This window comes from Candidatus Frankia nodulisporulans, from assembly GCF_902806475.1.
Classification (GTDB): Bacteria; Actinomycetota; Actinomycetes; order Frankiales; family Frankiaceae; genus Frankia; species Frankia umida.
The window spans coordinates 1-1,284 of the sequence record NZ_CADCWS010000486.1; the positions used below are offsets into that span (position 1 = coordinate 1).

The window sequence follows — 1,284 nt, forward strand, 5'->3', positions numbered from 1 at the left end:
CTGGCGAGGTTGGTGATCCCTGCCCACCTCGCCCGCCAGGACCCCTCAGCCGAACCGGTCAGGGATGCAGGATGCAGGGGTGGCTCGGCGGGTACGGCGCATTCGGATTACAGGGCGGCGGGCAGCCAGCCCCAGCCGTGAGAAATCCGAAGGCGGCCGCCGTAGCGACCGCCGCCAGGGCCCGTCGCCGTCGCATGGACCGCGGTCTTTTCGGGGTATAGCTGGGTGGGCGCATGACGTAAGCCTCTCCGAACGTTTCACCATCCCGATCGAAGCTTTTTATAGCGGACGGATCACCACAAGCAAAACCGGCACGCCGAACACGGCCCGCTTATTTGATAACAACAATACGCCCGACCTCGACCAGACCGGTCCGTGTCCGGTGAATCAGGCTGGACGCCCCAGCCACTCGCACCAGGCGTCGACCCCGGTGCCCGTGCGCGCGCTGATCTCGAGCACCTCGACGCCCGGGCGGACCATCTCGAGGTTACGCCGAAATGCCGCCAGATCGAAGTCGAGATGCGGCAACAGGTCGGTCTTGTTGACCAGCACGAGATCCGTTGACCGGAACATCACCGGGTATTTGAGTGGTTTCTCCTCGCCCTCGGTCACCGCGTACACCATCGCCCGACGATGCTCGCCGACCGTGAACTCGGCGGGACACACCAGATTCCCGACGTTCTCCACAATGACCAGATCGAGCTCGGACAGCGGCAGTCGGGGCAGTGCCGAGGCGACCATCGGCGCGTCCAGGTGGCATTCCCCGCCGAACCCGTCGCCGGTGTTGATCAGGGCGATCGACGCGCCGAATCCGGTGAGGCGGTCCGCGTCGATGCTGGTCTCGATGTCGCCTTCGATGATGCCGATCCGCCGGTGCGCGGCGAGCCGGCGCAGCGTCTCGACGAGCAGTGTCGTCTTGCCCGCCCCCGGCGCCGACATCAGGTTCACCACCGCCGCGCCGGCCGCGTCGAACGCCGCCCGGTTCGCCGCCGCCGCCCGCTCGTTCTCCCCGAGGATCCGTTCCATCACCTCGACGCGTTCGGACGCACTGTCATAACCCGACAGATCCATACCGGCGAGCTCGGCCCGTCCGCCCTCGACCGAGGGCCGCCCGGCTCCCGGCTCGTCGCCGTGGCGGTGCGGAGCCTGCCCCGTGTCGTGGGAATGGCCGCCGTCGTGCGGCGGGGCGCCCTGCGGCGCACGGGCGTCCCGCGCGGGACCGCCGCCCTGCGCCGGACGGCTGCCCTGCGTGGGAGCGGCGCCCTGCGTGGGACTCGTGCCCTG

1 protein-coding gene is annotated in these 1,284 nt (G+C 69.1%); it reads right to left on the minus strand.

All coding sequences use genetic code 11. The annotated features are described in order from the left end of the window. Window positions 1-387: 387 nt before the first annotated feature. Window positions 388-1,284: hydrogenase nickel incorporation protein HypB (gene hypB / locus G6R24_RS21030; RefSeq protein WP_225438889.1), on the minus strand; the 897-nt coding region annotated here is incomplete at its 5' end.